Source organism: Curtobacterium flaccumfaciens (assembly GCF_018598405.1).
Lineage (GTDB): Bacteria > Actinomycetota > Actinomycetes > Actinomycetales > Microbacteriaceae > Curtobacterium > Curtobacterium aurantiacum.
In genome coordinates this window covers 1-1236 of the sequence record NZ_JAHEWS010000061.1, presented here as the reverse complement: position 1 = coordinate 1236, position 1236 = coordinate 1, and the positions used below count along the sequence as shown (strand labels likewise).

The 1236-nt window shown below is 65.5% G+C and carries 1 protein-coding gene; it reads left to right on the top strand.

All coding sequences use genetic code 11. From position 1 onward, the window contains the following. Positions 1 to 49: 49 nt before the first annotated feature. On the top strand, positions 50 to 1228 hold the full coding sequence (locus KK097_RS17765; protein ID WP_439647663.1) for an IS30 family transposase: 1179 nt from the start codon (positions 50 to 52) through the stop codon (positions 1226 to 1228). Positions 1229 to 1236 lie beyond the last annotated feature (8 nt).

Sequence of the window (1236 nt, the reverse complement as noted above, 5' to 3'; positions counted from 1 at the left end):
CTTGGGTTCAATCGGTGGTTGCAACGCCCTGAGCGTTTGGGTGGTTGTGATGGGTCGTGCGGCGGCGTATTCGAGGGAGTTTCGGGCGGCGTTCTTCCGGGTGTTGCAGCGCTCGGGGACGTTGACGGAGGCTGCATCCGTGATGGGTGTGAAGCGCTCGACCGCGGCGATGTGGGTCGTGGGTGCTGGCGGGATGACCGCCGCGAACCACGGGGTGTCCGGGGCGCGGTTGTCGTTGGCTGATCGGGACGAGATCGCGGTGCTGCATGCCCAGGGCATCGGGGTGCGTCAGATCGCTCGTGCGCTGGGTCGTGCACCCTCGACCATCAGCCGTGAGCTGCGAGCTGGCGCGTCGACGCGCGGTTACCGAGCCGGGACTGCGCAGCAGCGGGCCTGGCAGCGTGCTCGTCGCCCGAAACCCGGGAAACTCGCTCGGAACGACCGGCTTCGTGAGTACGTGCAGACTGGGTTGCTGCAGAAGCGTTCACCGGAACAGATCAGCCTCCGGCTCCGGCGGGCGTTCCCGAACGATTCGGAGATGCGCGTGTCCCACGAAACGATCTACCAGGCGTTGTTCGTGCAGGGCCGCGGCGAGTTGCGTCGGGAGCTCACCGCGTGTCTGCGCACCGGACGAACCATCCGGAAACCCCAGGGCAGAGTCACCACCCGCGCATCGAAGATCGCGAACATGGTGATGATCACCGAACGGCCAGCCGAGGTCGATGACCGCGCTGTTCCCGGCCACTGGGAAGGGGACCTGATCATGGGCGCCGGGAACCGCTCCGCGATCGGCACGCTCGTTGAACGCAGCACCGGGTACCTGATGCTGCTGCACCTTCCCGGGTCGCACGGAGCCATCGAGGTCCGCGATCAGATGATCGCCGCGATCGGCCGGATGCCGGCCGAGGTCGCGAAGTCCATCACCTGGGACCAGGGCATCGAGATGACCCGGCACCGGGAAATCACGATCGCGACCGGGGTGCAGATCTACTTCTGCGATCCACACGCACCCTGGCAGCGGGGCAGCAACGAGAACACCAACGGGCTCCTCCGGCAGTACTTCCCCAAGGGCACCGATCTCTCCCGCTACACCACCGCAGAACTCCAGTTCGTGCAAGACGAGATCAACGACCGACCCCGCAAACGCCTCGACGCGATGACTCCCGCCGAAGCCCTCAAACAGCTACTCTCACGACCAACAGAAACAGGTGTTGCAACCACCACCTGAATCCACCC